The organism is Ruegeria sp. YTSC003 (assembly GCF_059609785.1).
Genome location: NZ_JBXWMK010000013.1, coordinates 20,684 through 35,418, shown reverse-complemented (window position 1 = coordinate 35,418; position 14,735 = coordinate 20,684). Strand labels below are relative to the sequence as shown.

The following is a 14,735-nucleotide window of genomic DNA, read 5'->3' as shown; positions in this document are numbered from 1 at the left end:
TCGACATGCCGAGAAGATCGGCAAGGTGTCACATACTTGTCATATTTGTGCGTTAGTCAAAAATTGAAAAAAGAGAAAACATAGGAGGCTCCGATGACCTCTCTCAATACTCAGCTATGGGAGCTGATTAAGACGCATAAAATGCCTGATGATGCTGCAGGCTCGCCGTTCATTGAACAACTAATGGCCGAAAACCGCATCTCTCGCGATACCGCCAATGTGGCTATCGCCGAATATCAAAAGTTCATGTATCTTTGTGCCACGCGACCAGAGCGTAACGTTCCCTCAAGCGCGGTCGATTTGGTTTGGCATTTGCACATGCAACACAGCCGCGACTATTGGGATGTCTTTTGCAAGAAGCTGGGCAAACCAGTACACCACAACCCCGGCGGTCACGGGCTCCAACATCTGGAAGACTATAAAGCCACAGTCAAAGCCTATTCGGACCTGTTTGGAACACCCCCAAAAGGGATTTGGAAGCGGAAAGACAGAGTTGGTACTTTCACAATGCTGATCTTCTTGCTGGTGTTCATTTGCATCGGCGCCAGCTCCATTGTTCAAAGTGGCGATCTTTTGTTTGGAGTGCTTTGGCTAAGCGTACCGCTTGTCTGTTTTGTTATCACCCTCAATAGCCTGACCTCCAGAAGTGAGCTGACGCTGATTTTTGAAAGTGATGACCCTTTTGCCGACAAAGATGCAGGTGACTGTGCTTCCGGCGACGGTGGTGGCTGCGGCGATTGAGCCGTCAGTCGCTCATTCCGGCTACGGTTGCTCTGGGCCGTATTACGGTCGTAGAATGGAAATTTCGTCCTTGATCGGATTGACCCAAAATCGCGACCCCATACCTCCGCTGCCATGCAGCCGCCGCCTATTGCGGCATATCAACGTCAAAACTCGCTAAACTTAGAGTGCAAAGCAATCGGTCGGGCGGGCCTCGTTTCATTAAAATAGCGGGCTGTATCGTCTACAAAACAACCGATCTTGACGACTGGCTAAACGCTCATGCGGTAGGTGCATCATGAGCGATTCAGAAAACTGTGACGGCCCGAAAAACCCCAAGGTAATTTCGAAAAAATTCCAGCCGTGCAAAACCGCTAAAAAATGCAAAGCAAGTCAAGCGCCAAGGATGTCTTCGCCCAAGCCGAGCAGGTTCGTGCGGAACGCGCTAAGTCCGGCGACAGACCCTCCATCATCCGGCAACCGTCGCCAATACCGGTTCTCACCAAGACAAAGGTGTGGTTCCGCGTTCACCATGACGGCGTCTTCCCGGGTATCCCGGTTTTCATAGACCCTACCAGCGAGGATATGGAACGGATGCCGTACTACCTGACACTCGATATTGCGGACGAGTTGGAAGGTTCAGGCGGCCTGCAATTCATGACTGGCTATCTAATCTGTACCGCTAACATGAAGCTCCAACTCCTGCTGGTTAAAGAGGCGGACATCGACGGAAACATGCACTCGGCTACAGAAGCCAAGCATGAAGCCTGTGTTGACGGCCAAGGCCAATGGGTCCGTATGACTTGGGGCCGCGATGCGGGCCAGTACGACGTGCATATTGCAGAGTTTCAACGCAAGAAACCACGCTGGCCGGAAGATGTGGAACGCGTATCAATCATGTGGTTGGCGTTCCGAAAGGCCCTGATTGTCGACATTGACCACCCGGTTCTGAAAGCCTGGCGCTGGGAGAAGTGAAGACGGTGTACCTACCCCTACGCCCGATCTCGGTCGACTTCGAGTTCATCCCGATGGATGACGGCACCATGCGTGTGATCTGTCTTGTGGCAAAGGACCTGTGGACCGGGGAAGTCACGAGTCGGTTCGGAGACGAACTGGGCCAAAAGGCCCCGTTCCCGACCGGTCCAAACAGCCTAGTGGTGGCCTACTTCGCTGCCGCCGAGATCGAGGCGTTCTGGGCATTGGGGTGGGACCTGCCCGTCAACGTCATCGACCTGTATGCCGAGCACATGCGCCTTACGAACGGCCTGCCAACCACTGAGATGCATGGTGTCCCCAGTGGCACCCGGGGCAGCCTGCTCGCCGCTTTGCGATGCCACGGACTCCCTGCGCGCGAACACGAGAGCAAGCGCCGGGCAATACGCAAAATCCTCGCTGGGCCGCCGTTCGATGCTGCGACGCGTAAGGAAATTCTCGACTACTGCCAGGAATCCGAAAGAGATACGAGATATTGTTCGGGAATTGACGATGAGGGGTTACACGTCAGACCAACCCGAAAATACCAACGACTGTTTGAACCAAGAAAAGCAAGTGGCGGAGCCAAGCTGATGCTCCGCCGTGCATGCTCACCAGTAGTAGTGATGGGGTTTGCGGCTATCCGGCCAAGCAATGTCATCAGGATCAGCGCCTTTCAGGATGCCAAGCGCAAGGGCCTTGGATTTGCGTCTTGTTGGACGTGTGTGAAAGATGATGTCGTGGCCGCGCGGCCAATTGCCGAGCCACCGGACATCATCCAGGTCTTTTCCGAGACGACGGCTCAGACCCAAGAGCGAGTACCCGTTCCCAGGCACGGTGCGGGGACGTTTGCGTTTGTAGTGGGCCATGTCTTTGGCCTTTCATGCAGTTTCAGAACTACATGGCACCCTCCATCGTTTGGTTTGCTGGTCTTGGGCTGGGCTCTGCTTTGACACTGAACACGCAGCCGGACTGGATATCGGATTGGGTCTTCAAAATCAATCGAAGGGAATAGGACGGCTTTGCAAAAGAATTTGTGCATCGGCTCTGGCAACCGGAGAGGCCCTTTCGCTACGGGTGCAATCTGATCGATCAGGCTGTCCAATAGCTGACCTTCGGTTTTTGCCTTCAGCGCTTACGTCGAGAGATAAAGGAAAAATCCCCGAGCCTTTAACCATCTATTCGGTTCTTCGTGCGAGTTCCAGAAATAGGCTAACAAGCACGCTGAAACAGTTACGGATTTCGCGACACATGTGGGAACAGGGAGCGAGTGTAAATAACGCGCCTAAGATGATTGCCTAAAGCCGCGTGTACGAATGCGGATGGTGAATAACCCTGGTCCAGATTTACGAGCCGGAGCGACCATTGCGTGCCACTGGAATGCTCGCCGGCGCGGACTGGGTTTCGTCAACTCACCGAAGCGTCGAGATGGTGGCGTGAACGTCGGAACACAGTACGTTTAACGTTTCAAACAAGTCACCTGAGAGGTCGTTCGACTTTTTTTGTTGCCGAAACCGGTTTCGAAGCGAACAAGTAGTAGGATGACAACGAATCCCAATCTGCAAAATCGCCAATCTCAGTCTAGGAACCCCTCACCGCCACGGCGGGTGAAACTCGACGAATTGGCGGATCATCTCGGGCTTTCAAAGAGCACGGTATCGCGCGCATTGAACGGGTATTCAGACATCTCAGAAGTCACGCGAAAGAGAGTTGAGGTCACGGCAAGAAAGATGGGCTATCGCCCGCTCAGTCACGCGCAGGCTATTCGAACAGGAAAAGTTCGCGCTATTGCGATGGTCATCAACAGCGAAGAACCGGACCAGCACAACCCGTTTCTTCAGGATTTTCTGGCAGGCGCTTGCGAAGCAGCCAGTGCGTCGGACTGGACAATGACAATTTCCACGGCAAAGTCCGGGAAAGATATGCTCAATGTGTTGGGACGTCTTGTCGAAGAACGCAAGGCAGATGGTTTCATTTTGCCCCGGACCGAAGTGGACGACGCGCGGGTAAAGTACCTCAAAGAATTGCAGGTCCCATTTATCCTATACGGGCGGACAGAATACGGCCAATCGGATCCTATGGATGATATGTCATGGTTTGATATATCCGGTGAGACGGCAATCCGGAATGCGGTCGTTCGCTTGGTCAGCTTTGGCCATAGCCGTATCGGTTATGTCGGCAGTGATCCGAAGTTCAACTACAGCCACCTGCGCCGCGACGGGTATCTCGAAGGTCAAAAAGTTGCGGGTTTGCGGGATGATCCCGAATTGATCCGAGAAGGTGCCCGGACACGCGAAGAAGGGGCGATCGAAGCGCGGGCGCTGTTAAATTTGGAACACCCGCCAACCGCGATCGTGTTTGCGACCGACTTAGCTGCTTTAGGGTGTTATCCAGTTTGCGCTGAGCTTGGCCTTGAAATCGGAAAAGACGTTTCAATCCTTGGATATGACGGCATTCCCGAATGCCAATACGTCAATCCAGGACTGACGACCTTTAGTGTGGACTCGCAGCGTGCTGGTGAGCGTCTTGCTACATTACTCATACGCCAGACCAGAGGTGAAGAACCAAAAAATCTACGCGAAATCAGAGAAGCAGTTCTTATTGAACGGAAATCTGACGGGCCACCAAGGCTGACGCCTGAAGAGCTGGCGCAAAAAATACGAAATTCCAATGATCATAACCGGGGAGGAGACCGCCTATGAAACATTCACCAAATGCATCTCGATTGCTGCTTGGAACATCACTCGCGATTGTCTTGACGGCGGCATCTGCGCAAGCAGATACAATTCGCTTTTGGACGACCGAGGAACAGCCTGAACGCTTGGCGAAGCAGCAGGAAATGGCGGATCAATTTAAAGCCGAAACTGGCACCACAGTTGAGGTCATCCCGGTAACCGAAACAGACCTGGGCACTCGTGCTACTGCCGCCTTCGCGGCCGGAGATTTGCCGGACGTGGTCTACCATCCGCTGCAATACGCCTTGCCTTGGGCAGAAGCGGGTATTCTGGACACCGAAGCCGCAACCGAAGTGATCGAAGAGCTGGGGGCCGATACCTTCGCGCCCGGTGCGCTGACTATGGCAGCCTTCAACGATGAAACCGCATCCGTGCCAGTCGATGGTTGGACACAGATGGTCGTCTATCGCAAGGATCTGTTCGACGAAACCGGACTGGATGCCCCGAGTTCATTCGCCAACGTTTTGGCTGCTTTGGAGAAACTGCACAACCCGCCAGAGATGTACGGATTTGTTGCCGCGACCAAGGTTGATGAGAATTTCATGAGCCAGGTTCTGGAACATGTGTTCCTTGCCAACGGCGTTAGCCCTGTAGGCCCGGACGGCTTCCAAGCATTGGACGAAGCCAAAACCACCGAGGTCCTGGACTTCTATAAGGCGATCTCGAAAGCGTCGCCCCCCGGTGAGCTGTATTGGAAGCAGTCCCGCGAGCTGTACTTCGATGGCAAGGCCGCAATGATCATCTGGTCGCCGTTCATTTTGGACGAACTGGCCGGTCTGCGTGACAGCGCCCCGCCGACCATTTCCGACGACCCGACGTCGAGCGAGCTGGCAACCAAAACGGGGATCGTCACCAATTTCTCCGGTCCATCCAATCCAGACGGTGCAGCCTGGGGTGACGTGCGGTATTTCGGGATCACCAGTGATGCCGATACCGACGCTGCGATGGACTTTGTGAAGTTCGCGATGGATGACGGTTATACGCAAACTCTGGCCATCGCACCCGAAGGCAAGTTTCCGGTACGTCGCGGAAATGCTGACAATCCAACAGCTTTTGCCGACGCTTGGGCGGAACTGCCGGTAGGTGTGGATCGCAAAGCACCTTTGGGTGAGCTGTACGATCAGGCCATGATTGATGAGATCGTCGGAGGTTTGGATGTCGCGCAGCGCTGGGGTGTAACCGACGGGCAGCTCTCTCTGGCGTCGAAGATGATCAACTCTCAGGCCATCAACCGTGTCGTTCGTCAATATATCGACGATGAGATTGACGCTGCTGCCGCAGTCGCAGCCATGAACGAAGAGCTTGCCAAGGTTCAGTAAAACCCTGTCTCAACCGGCAACTGCAGCGGCATTTTTGCCGCTGCACCCAACCCTCTGAGGTCTCTTATGTCTTCGGCCACCCCACCGACCGGAACCGGGGCTCTTGCCAAGCGCGAAGCGCGCCTGGCCTGGGCATTGCTGGCTCCGACCGTGATAAGCGTGTCTCTTGTTGTGATCCTGCCGCTGCTGGCGATCATCTGGATCAGCTTCAAGCCCTTTACCCTGTCCGACCTGCGCCCACCTGCGCCGGTTGTCCGAGAAAGCTTGCGTGGATCGGGCGATGATCTGCGGATCGAGTATCGCCTGCGCAATTCCAGTCAGGAGATTGCTATTGGCGGCGTCACTCTGAGTGATGTGCTGCCTGAGGGCATGACACCCACTGATGAAATCGCGGAACCGTGTGTGCTGGACGGGCAAGACCTGTTCTGCGATTTTGGTATCTTGGATGGTGGCCAACGCGAGAGAATTCGTATTCCGGTAACCGTTGACGGCGACCCTGACGCGTTCGAAGAGTTGGTCGAAGGGTCGGAACCTGGTGTCACAGGCAGCGGCCCCAATGTGCTGACAAACCTCGAATTCAGCCTGGAAAACTACGCCCGTGTCTTCGATGGGGCAGAGTTCTGGGGCGTGCTCTGGGTGACGCTGTTCTACACCGTCTTCGGAACCATCGGGGCATTGGTCATGGGGTTGTTCGCGGCCCTGCTGCTTAACAAAAGTTTCCGCGGCCAAGGGTTCATACGCGGTCTCTACCTGTTCCCGTATGTCGCTCCGGTGATCGCAGTGGCGTTCACTTGGGTTACATTGTTTGATCCGTTCTCAGGCTCAGCCAATGCACTGTTGGTTCAAATGGGGCTGAGCAGTGAACCGATCAACTTTTTCGGCGAACGCCCCTTGGCGCTGATCATGGTGACAGTGTTCGAAATCTGGCGCTACTTCCCGCTGTCCTTCCTGTTCATTCTGGCGCGAATGCAATCCATCGACAGCAGCATGTACGAGGCGGCGGATATGGACGGGGCCTCGCCGTTCCAGAAGTTCTGGCTGCTGAGCATCCCACAACTGTTGGGCATTCTGTCAGTGCTGTTCCTTCTGCGCTTCATTTGGACGTTCAACAAATTCGACGACATCTTCTTGCTGACCGGCGGCAATGCGGGCACCCGCACGCTGACTGTGAATGTCTATGAACAAGCCTTTGCGATCTCGAACATCGGGGCAGGGGCGGCGGTGGCCGTGGTGATCCTGATGTGCCTGATTGCCTTCAGCTTTGTCTTCTTCCGCTTCATCAGCCGAGAGGAGGGTCTGTGATGCGAAAAGGGTATGTTACCGGCCCGGTTCTGGGCGCGCTCTGGATGGTGGTGATCGCAACCACCGCCGCCATCACCATGTCGTTCTCAACAGGCGACGCATTCCGGCCGCAGGTCTTGCTGAGCCTGATTTGGGGCGCGTTGGCGGGTCTCGTATATGTCCGGTTCCCGCTACAGCGCGCGCCCGCGCGTCTGGGCATCTCAGCACTATTGGGCCTGTCCAGCCTCACCGGATTTGGCCCGGTTCTGATTGGCTCTGACACGTCAACGCAGGCCGTGCTGGTAACTGTGATCGGTATTGCCGTCGTGATGCATCTGTCGATGGCGGCGATTTTGAAGGAAACACCGATCGGTGAGCTCACCCGCCATGAATACGAGGACGCGGTGATCCGGTTCTGCACCGGTTTCGGCTATATCTTTTTCACGGCGATCGTGATCATCCCCTTCTACGTGATGGTGATGACCAGCCTGAAATCCCAGCAAGCATTGTTGCAGAACCCGCTGGATTTCTCGGTGGACTTAACCCAGGGAACCGCCCTGTTCCGCAGCTACACTGAATTGTTCCGCGACTTCAATTTCGGCACCTATCTTTGGACGTCTTTCTATGTTTCGGTGCTGACCGTGTTCATCACGCTACTGTTCAGCGTACCCGGTGCCTACGCCGTGGCTCGTTTCCGGTTTCAGGGGCAAAAGGCGTTCTCTCGCTCGATCCTGCTTATCTACATGGTGCCGATGATCGTTCTGGCGCTTCCGATCTATATTGCATTCTCGCTGACTGGTCTGCGGAATTCGATCCTAGGCATCGTTATGATCTACCCGGTCACGACAATCCCCGTCGCGCTTTACATGCTGCAAGGTTACTTCCGCGGCCTGCCGATCGAGGTGGAAGAGGCAGGCCTGATGGACGGCCTGTCCCGTCTGGCAGTGATCTGGAAGATCACCCTGCCGCTGAGCTTGCCAGCGCTGGCGTCGGTCTCGCTCTATGTCTTCATGATTGCCTGGAACGAGTTCCTGCTGGCCTTCATGCTTCTGGACGACCCGTCGAAATTCACCCTGACCCGAGGGGTCACGATGCTGAACTCCTCAGAAATTCCCCGTCAGCACCTGATGGCCGGTGCGGTGATCGCCACCGTTCCGATCATGGCGCTGTTCCTGGGGCTTGAACGTTTCATGACCAAAGGCCTCACAGCGGGGTCTGTCAAAGGATGACCGAGATGAACCAACACACAAACCCAGACCGCGAGGCGCGCAATATCCTGATCGCCAATGATCGCGGCGGTTACACGATCCCAACCGAAGGGCTGTACCCATACCAATGGAACTGGGACAGCGCGATTACTGCGCTTGGATTTGCCCAGTTCGACCTTGACCGCGCCTGGGCTGAGATCGAGACGCTGTTTGCCGGACAATGGGACAACGGCATGGTGCCGCACATCCTGTTCCACCAGCAAGACGAGGGGTATTTTCCCGGCCCGGATGTCTGGGGCTGCAACGGTCCAATCCCCTCCTCGGGCATTATCCAACCACCCATTGCGGCCACGATGGCGCGCAAAATCTGGGAACAGGATACTTCGTTTGGAGACGCGCGGATGAAGGCGCTATTCCCCAAGATGCTAGCTTGGCACCACTGGATCATGAAATGGCGATTGGATGAATTCGGGGCTGTTTGCACAACACACCCTTGGGAAGCGGGTCGCGACAACGCGCCTGACTGGGACAACTCTATGGCGCGCATGGATGCGTCAGATGTGGGAGACTATCAACGCCGCGATACCAGCCATGTAAACAGCGAGGACCGCCCGACAAAGTTCGACTATGACCGATACATCAAGCTGGTACAGATCGGTCGAAATGCTGGGTGGGATCAGCAGGAACTGCTGTCGCTGAACCCGTTCCGGGTGGCCGATCCGACGATGACATTCACCACATTACGGGCCGCGCGGGACTTGTTGGTGATCAGTGAGCAGCTTGATCTGGCAGCTGAAGGCTTAAGCGCGGATATCGAAATACTGGAAGTTGGTGCTCGCTCACTTTGGAACGAAGAGCTGGGCAGCTTTGACGCGCGCGACGCACATACCGGCGAGATGGCAGGCAGCGTATCGAATGCGTCTTACTTGTGCTGGTATGCCGGTATTGAATCAGGCAAGATGCTGAAACGGTTGAAAACCACGCTGGAAACCGTGCCCTATCCGGTTCCAAGCTATGATCCAGAAATGCCGAAATTCGACTCGCGCCGCTATTGGCGCGGGCCCACTTGGGCCTTCATGAACATGATGATTGGCTTCGGGTTGCAGGATCTGGGTCACACCGAGCAAGCAGATCAGTTGCGCAAAAAAACCGGAGATCTGATCTCGGGCTTCGGTTTCGCAGAATACTTCGATCCAATAACCGGGAGCCCGGCTGGCGGTAAGGCGTTCTCTTGGACGGCAGCGGTTTGGCTTCACTGGGCAGGGAGGGCCTGATGGGTAGCATCGAACTAAAATCAGTCGAAAAATGGTTCGGCTCGGCCCAGGTCATCAAAGGCGTGGACCTCAAGATCGAGGAGGGCGAGTTCATCGTCTTCGTCGGCCCATCGGGCTGCGGTAAATCCACTTTGTTGCGCATGATCGGCGGGCTCGAGGATATCTCGCGCGGGTCGCTGCAGATCAATGACAGCGATGTCACGGATCACCCGCCCTCAAAGCGCGGCCTGACGATGGTGTTCCAATCCTACGCGCTGTATCCACATCTGACAGTCGCCGAGAACATGGGGTTCTCTTTGAAGGTTGCCGGTGTTCCCAAGGCGGAAATCACCGAACAGGTCAACCGCGCAGCAGAGGTTCTCAAGCTTGGACCGTTCCTGGAACGCAGACCAAAAGACCTTTCTGGTGGTCAGCGGCAACGGGTGGCTATCGGCCGATCCATCGTCCGCGATCCCACCGCTTTCCTGTTTGACGAGCCGCTTTCCAACCTTGACGCCGCCCTGCGAGTCGAGATGAGGTATGAGATCGCCAAGCTGCACCAAAGCCTCAAGCGCACGATGATCTACGTGACGCACGACCAGGTCGAAGCGATGACATTGGCCGACCGCATCGTGGTTTTAGAATACGGCAAGATCGCTCAGGTCGGTACGCCGCGAGAACTCTATGAACGCCCTGCGAACCTGTTCGTGGCCCAGTTTATCGGAAGTCCAAAGATGAATATCCTGCCCTGCACGACCGACGGTGACAGTTTCCAACTTGAGCACGGCCGCAGTGGCCCGTTTTCACGATCTGCAGCCGCCACAAAGCTTGGCATCCGCCCCGAACACATTCAGGTGGGTGCTGCGGGCGAAGGTCAAACTGACGGCGTCATCGAGGTGATCGAATACCTGGGTGCAGATACTTTCCTGATTGTGGATTGTGGAGGCGAAGACAAGGCCACAGTCCGTCTGAACGGCGATACGGACCTTACACCGGGCACCCAGATTGGTCTGCACTTCCCAACCGACAATCTGCATTTTTTTGATAAAGACGGGCAGGCTCTGGGGCTTGGATAGCTGAACGCACCGGTACCTATTACACATTCTTGGCCTTTGACGCTCGAGAACACAGGGAGTGCACAGCCGAACCTGAAGAACTGAAGCCGAAGCCACCCCTTTCAAAGCGGGTTGCTGTTGTCAGCCCAAATCGAGGGACCTACTCGGATGTCGGTGTTGCGGGTTCTTCGAAGATCCGAGCGAGGCCGCGTCAGAAGAAGAGGCCGAAAAGCTGAGCCAAGACCCTGATTGGTCCTGTCACAATATTATTGGCAAGCCCTGTTCTTAACGTTGGAGATGGGTCAATTCTCAATCACGCACAAGGTGGCCGCCATCGACATCCAGAATTGAGCCACTTAAAAACCCGTTTGTCATAGCCATGACCACGGCTTGTGCAATACTCTCTGCCTGGCCGACCCGTCCTACGGGCAGGCGGTCACCTGTCTGTGCATACATGACTTCACGTGCATCTTCCGCCATTGCGGCGTAGGCTTCGGTTGCGACCATGCCGGGGCTGATGCAATTGACCCGCGCCCGACCAGCCAACTCCAGCGCCAGCCCTTTCGCCAGGGCTTCGACCGCCGCGTTAACTGCGCCCAAGCCCGTGGCCCCGGCGGATGGGCGGCGGCTGAGCACGCCCGAAAAGAACGTGATGGAGCCGCCTTTGACCAACATGGGCAACACTTCTCGCGCGGCAACATATCTGGCGCGGTGAAGTGATGGTTCGTTGGTCCGCAGATGCGGGGCCCACTCAACTAAAGGTCGCTTCACATATCGCCCATTCAGGGACGTTCGCGGTTTGTTGTTCAGGAGTGTTCATCTATAGGTTGCGTGCGCTTCGATTATTGGCAGATACCCGCGCTGCCTTCCAAGATTTCTGCCTTATGCCCACAACCAGATTTTAAGTTAAATTGACCCAAGCCGCATTCCTTGAAGAACTTTGCACGCATGCAGCCACAAATTTAACACCATTGAGTCCGTCATGAACTGTTGGATAAACAACCGACACGTCAGGTGAAATCCCATTTCGGAAGGCTTGGATCGCCTCTGCTGCCTCTCCATAGATATTCGCGAACCCCTCAAGGTATCCCTCGGGATGTCCCGGAGGAACTCTACTCAACCGATTGGCTGCGTCACCAGCTCCAGCTCCATTTCGGGTGATCAAACGCTTGGGTTCGTTGTATGGCGTGAACCAAAGATAATTGGGATCTTCCTGAGACCACTCAAACCCACCTTTTTCGCCGTAGACGCGCAAACGAAGTGCGTTTTCATTGCCGGGAGCCACCTGAGAAGACCACAGCATACCACGCGCTCCGCCTTCAAAGCGAAGCAAGACGTGCGCGTTATCATCGACTTTGCGCCCCGGCACAAAGGCCTGCAAGTCCGCCGCGAGGCTTTCCGCTTTCAGCCCGGTTACAAAGCAAGCGAGGTTGTAAGCATGAGTTCCGATGTCACCGGTTGAACCACCCGCGCCCGAGCGTTCTGGATCGGTTCGCCACTCAGCCTGTTTGAAATCCTGCTGCTCGGTCAGCCAGTCCTGCGGGTACTCAACCTGAACAACGCGGATCTTGCCAATATCTCCGTTAGCGACCATTTCACGTGCCTGCCGAACCAGCGGATAGCCCGTGTAATTGTGGGTCAAAATGAATAAAGCATTCGCGCTTTCTGCTGCTTTGACCAGTTTCTTTGCGTCGGCAAGGGTCGAGGTGAGTGGCTTGTCACAAATTACATGAATACCGCGTTTCAGGAACTCACGTGCGGCTGCATAGTGAACGTGATTTGGCGTGACGATTGAGACCGCCTCGATCCCAGATTTCAACCGGGCTTCCCTGATCGCCATTTGTTTGAAGTCTTCATAGACCCGTTCGAGCCCTAATGCATGACCACTTTCAAGAGATTTCTCTGGCGTCGAAGACAAAGCACCGGCAACCAAATCAAACTTGTCGTCCAATCGCGCCGCTATTCGATGAACGCCGCCTATGAAGGCGTCGTTCCCGCCGCCAACCATGCCAAGTCGAATGCGGCCGGAAGTTTCTTCATTGCGTCCTGTGACCATCACTCAATCCCCAGCATTTTACGATTGGCTGCTTCGTCTGCCCCACCATCAGCGAAATCATCAAAGGCTTTCTCGGTCACACGGATAATGTGATCTGACACAAACTGAGCGCCTTCACGCGCTCCATCCTCGGGGTGTTTGAGACAGCATTCCCATTCGACCACAGCCCAGCCATCAAAGTCATTCGCGGCCATTTTTGAGAAGACCGCCCCGAAATCTACCTGGCCATCACCAAGCGACCGGAAGCGCCCGGCACGATCGACCCAGCTTTGATACCCGGAATAAACACCCTGGCGGCCGGTCGGGTTAAACTCGGCATCTTTGACATGGAACATCCGGATCCGATCTTTGTAGATGTCGATATTGTCCAGATAGTCGAGGCATTGCAGCACGTAGTGCGACGGGTCGTACAACATGCAAGCGCGTGGGTGATTTCCTGTCCGTTCGAGAAACATCTCGTACGTCACGCCGTCGTGGAGGTCCTCACCTGGGTGAATTTCATAACAGACGTCAACGCCGCATTCCTCGGCGTGATCCAGTATTGGCACCCAACGATGAGCAAGCTCCTCAAATGCCGTTTCGATCAAGCCTGCAGGGCGCTGCGGCCAAGGATAGACATAAGGCCATGCCAATGCGCCTGAGAATGTCGCATGCGCTGAAATACCCAAGTTTTTCGAAGCAGATAGCGCTTTTTTGACTTGGTCTACCGCCCATTCTTGCCGGGCTTTCGGGTTTCCCCTGACGCTTTCGGCTGCAAAACCATCAAACGCGCTGTCATAGGCCGGGTGAACGGCCACAAGTTGGCCCTGAAGGTGGGTTGAAAGTTCAGTGACTTCGATGCCATTTTCCTTGGCTATGCCTTTAAAATCATCGCAATAACTGGCGCTGGACGAGGCTTGTTCCAGATCGAACAACCGGCCGTCCCAACTAGGAACCTGAACGCCCTTGTATCCACAGTCCGCCGCCCATTTAGTGATCGCGTCCCACGAATTGAACGGCGCTTCGTCCCCCGCGAATTGCGCAAGAAACAAAGCTGGACCTTTAATTTTTTTCATAAAATTTCCTCCCCAAAACCTAAGCCTCTATGGCGGTAAATTTTCCTTCAGATAGATGTCGATACGGATACGTTCCTGTGCTTTGTTGAACGGAACCTTGTCCGAAGTTGCGCGCAATAGACGGACGGCAGAGCGAACAATGTGCCCGGTGTCTTGCGAGATTAAGGCGTCAAATGTGCCAAGCCTAAGCGCCTCACGACTGAGCGGAGTAAGCTCATGAGCTATGATCACCAGATCTTTGCTGAGTTTGTTCTCTGAAAGAAATTGAATGAGGCCCGCATTGCCCGCTGCTGACGAGTATATTCCGACCAGATCCGGATAGGTTTCAAAGATTTCGGGCATCATCCTGTAAATCAGATCCGGGTCATCCCGGCCCTCGACAGACGCTACGACTTTGAGGTGCGGAAATTCCTCAGCCACAACAAGGTCAAAGCCTTGACGACGCTCCAGGTGGTCACGCGCCAAACGGGATCCTGTAAGAACCAAGACCTTGCCTTCGCGATGGACAAATCTTCCCATCAGCTGAGCTGCGGTTCGTCCTGCCGAAACGTTATCAATTCCGACAAAGTGGTCTCGCTCAGAACTTGGCAAGTCAGACACCAAGGCAACAACCGGAACGCCTTTTTCCCTGAGCCTTTTTACAGCGTCGCGGACAGAAGGGGTCTCGGGCCCGAAAACGGCGACTCCGTCAACGTCCAAACTGTCGACAGCATCCAAAATATTGACGATATCTTGCGGCTCGAACGGAGCGACGTTCTTTACTGCAATGCGCGTCCGTTGGATAAATTGGTCACGTGTTTGTTCAGCGATCTGACTGCTTATTGCCTCCACAAACTCGTTGTCCGTGTCTGGTAAAACAAAGAGGAAATTGTAGACGCGGTTTCGCGCCAGGTTGGCTGCGGCGGTGTCGCGCACATACCCCAGCTCATCAATCGCCTTCTGTACTTTCTGTACAGTCACTGCTCGCACGCCGGGGCGCCTGTTCAAGACCCGATCAACGGTCGCCAGGCTGACACCCGCCACGCGAGCGATGTCGTTGACGGTTGGCTTTTTCACCAATTTTAGTTTTTGTTTTTGATCT

The 14,735-nt window shown here is 55.0% G+C and carries 13 protein-coding genes; 9 read left to right on the top strand and 4 right to left on the bottom strand.

Annotated elements, in window-relative coordinates; translation table 11 throughout:
• The first annotated feature begins 93 nt into the window (after nucleotides 1-93).
• The 9 genes from AC2FFH_RS19705 (at nucleotide 94) to AC2FFH_RS19665 (ending at nucleotide 10,564) form a co-directional block, all read left to right on the top strand.
• Nucleotides 94-741 (top strand): glycine-rich domain-containing protein, encoded by a 648-nt coding sequence (locus tag AC2FFH_RS19705; protein ID WP_496845153.1) that lies wholly within the window; start codon nucleotides 94-96, stop codon nucleotides 739-741.
• 360 nt (nucleotides 742-1,101) lie between these two features.
• Nucleotides 1,102-1,695: a hypothetical protein gene (locus AC2FFH_RS19700; protein WP_496769375.1), complete on the top strand. Its 594-nt coding sequence runs from the start codon at nucleotides 1,102-1,104 to the stop codon at nucleotides 1,693-1,695.
• A gap of 5 nt (nucleotides 1,696-1,700) precedes the next feature.
• Nucleotides 1,701-2,645, top strand: coding sequence for a hypothetical protein (locus AC2FFH_RS19695; protein ID WP_496845152.1), 945 nt, complete (start codon nucleotides 1,701-1,703; stop codon nucleotides 2,643-2,645).
• A gap of 588 nt (nucleotides 2,646-3,233) precedes the next feature.
• Nucleotides 3,234-4,394 carry a LacI family DNA-binding transcriptional regulator gene (locus tag AC2FFH_RS19690; RefSeq protein ID WP_496845151.1) on the top strand — a complete coding sequence of 387 codons (1,161 nt, stop codon included), beginning with the start codon at nucleotides 3,234-3,236 and terminating at the stop codon, nucleotides 4,392-4,394.
• Nucleotides 4,391-5,746, top strand: a complete 1,356-nt coding sequence (locus AC2FFH_RS19685) for an ABC transporter substrate-binding protein (protein ID WP_496845150.1) — start codon at nucleotides 4,391-4,393, stop codon at nucleotides 5,744-5,746. The genes AC2FFH_RS19690 and AC2FFH_RS19685 overlap by 4 nt, the downstream gene beginning before the upstream one ends.
• A 66-nt stretch (nucleotides 5,747-5,812) precedes the next feature.
• Nucleotides 5,813-7,048 (top strand): carbohydrate ABC transporter permease, encoded by a 1,236-nt coding sequence (locus AC2FFH_RS19680; RefSeq protein WP_496741223.1) that lies wholly within the window; start codon nucleotides 5,813-5,815, stop codon nucleotides 7,046-7,048.
• Entirely contained in the window at nucleotides 7,048-8,256 is a 1,209-nt protein-coding gene (locus AC2FFH_RS19675) for a carbohydrate ABC transporter permease (protein ID WP_496741225.1), read from the top strand. Before AC2FFH_RS19680 ends, AC2FFH_RS19675 begins: the two co-directional genes overlap by 1 nt.
• 5 nt (nucleotides 8,257-8,261) lie before the next feature.
• The gene (locus AC2FFH_RS19670; RefSeq protein WP_496769369.1) at nucleotides 8,262-9,509 is read left to right on the top strand and encodes an MGH1-like glycoside hydrolase domain-containing protein; all 1,248 of its coding nucleotides are present in this window, start codon (nucleotides 8,262-8,264) and stop codon (nucleotides 9,507-9,509) included.
• On the top strand, nucleotides 9,509-10,564 hold the full coding sequence (locus tag AC2FFH_RS19665) for an ABC transporter ATP-binding protein (RefSeq protein ID WP_496769367.1): 1,056 nt from the start codon (nucleotides 9,509-9,511) through the stop codon (nucleotides 10,562-10,564). The genes AC2FFH_RS19670 and AC2FFH_RS19665 overlap by 1 nt, the downstream gene beginning before the upstream one ends.
• Nucleotides 10,565-10,852: 288 nt before the next feature.
• Here the strand turns inward: AC2FFH_RS19665 and AC2FFH_RS19660 are convergent, their stop codons facing one another.
• From AC2FFH_RS19660 to AC2FFH_RS19645, 4 genes are all read right to left on the bottom strand, one after another.
• Complete coding sequence (locus AC2FFH_RS19660) at nucleotides 10,853-11,314, bottom strand: SDR family oxidoreductase (RefSeq protein WP_496769365.1); 462 nt, start codon at nucleotides 11,312-11,314, stop codon at nucleotides 10,853-10,855.
• Nucleotides 11,315-11,444: 130 nt separating this feature from the next.
• Nucleotides 11,445-12,599 carry a Gfo/Idh/MocA family protein gene (locus tag AC2FFH_RS19655; RefSeq protein WP_496725591.1) on the bottom strand — a complete coding sequence of 385 codons (1,155 nt, stop codon included), beginning with the start codon at nucleotides 12,597-12,599 and terminating at the stop codon, nucleotides 11,445-11,447.
• Nucleotides 12,599-13,654, bottom strand: coding sequence for a sugar phosphate isomerase/epimerase family protein (locus AC2FFH_RS19650; RefSeq protein WP_496769361.1), 1,056 nt, complete (start codon nucleotides 13,652-13,654; stop codon nucleotides 12,599-12,601). Before AC2FFH_RS19650 ends, AC2FFH_RS19655 begins: the two co-directional genes overlap by 1 nt.
• Before the next feature lie 27 nt (nucleotides 13,655-13,681).
• A complete protein-coding gene (locus AC2FFH_RS19645) occupies nucleotides 13,682-14,710 on the bottom strand; it encodes a LacI family DNA-binding transcriptional regulator (protein ID WP_496725589.1) in 1,029 nt (342 codons plus the stop codon).
• Between the last annotated feature and the right edge of the window lie 25 nt (nucleotides 14,711-14,735).